General features: G+C 43.6%; 1 protein-coding gene. It reads right to left on the reverse strand.

What is annotated here, in order from left to right:
- Nucleotides 1-17: 17 nt before the first annotated feature.
- Nucleotides 18-1126, reverse strand: a protein-coding gene (locus BN874_RS12810) for an IS3 family transposase (RefSeq protein WP_420886131.1) whose coding sequence is annotated in 2 segments (ribosomal slippage) — nucleotides 18-874 and nucleotides 874-1126 — 1110 coding nt in all. Because the reading frame shifts where the segments join, the coding sequence is not laid out codon by codon here.
- Between the last annotated feature and the right edge of the window lie 63 nt (nucleotides 1127-1189).

The following is a 1189-nucleotide window of genomic DNA, read 5'->3' on the forward strand; positions in this document are numbered from 1 at the left end:
TGTAAGTACCCCATAATTCAGACAGTGTTTAATTGAAGATACTCATTTTTACTAACCTTGTATTTCCATTCTTCCGGTGTCAGGTTATTCAGTCCTTCATGGGGCCTTCTTTGGTTGTATTCTTCCATCCATTCCTGAGTTAGTTGTCTTACCTGGTCAAGATCAAAGAACAAGTATGCATCCAGGACAGCTTCCCGGTAGAGCCTGTTAAAACGTTCGATATATCCATTCTGCATGGGTTTACCAGGTTGAATAAACTGAAGCTGTATTCCATTGTCCTTACACCATATTTCAAAGTCATTAGAAGTAAATTCCGGACCATTATCTGACCTGACAGTTTTAGGCATGCCTCTCTGTTCGATAACTCTGTTCAATGTTCGTATTACTCGCTTCGATGTCAGCGATGTATCGATTTCAATGGCCAGTACTTCCCTGGTGCAATCGTCCATCACATTGAAGGTTCTGAACTTTCTGTTACCAACCAGACTGTCGCTCATAAAATCCATACTCCAGCTGCTGTTTAAAGCTGTTTGCTGCTGCAAGGGTTGCTTTACCCGGGCCGGTAGTCTTCGCTTGCCCTTTCGCTTTTTATTCAGTTTTAAAAGCTTGTAGACCCTGTAAACCTTTTTATGGTTCCAGCATTTGCCTGATCGCCGCAGGTATGCAAAGAGCTTTCTGAAGCCGCAGGAAGGGTGTTTAAATGCGAGTTCCTGCAATGCCTCGACTATATCAGAATCATCTCGTTTACTGCTGTAATAAAACTGAGACCGCGGTAATGACACTAATCTGCAGGCCCTGCTCACCGGAACACCTTGTTCCAGAACCATCTCCTCGGTTAACTGCCTTTTGGTGGCAGGGCCCAGCCTTTTTTTGTGAACAGGTCTTTCAGAATCTGATTATCCATAGCCAGGTCGGCATACATTTTTTTAAGCCGGGCATTCTCTTCTTCCAGATCCTTTAACCGTTTTACATCGGAGGCTTCCATACCACCATATTTGCTTTTCCAGTTGTAGAACGTGGCTTCTGAAATGCCTAATTCCCGGCAGATTTCCTTGGTCGGAATACCCGCTTCCTGGCGCTTGAGCGTGGAGACAATCTGGGTCTCCGTGAATCGTGTTTTTTTCATGTGCAGTTTAAATTTAAGTTTTTAACTCTAATTTTAAACTGTCTGGTTTTTAGGGGTACTTAC

The sequence above is a fragment of the Candidatus Contendobacter odensis Run_B_J11 genome (assembly GCF_000531125.1).
Lineage (GTDB): Bacteria > Pseudomonadota > Gammaproteobacteria > Competibacterales > Competibacteraceae > Contendibacter > Contendibacter odensensis.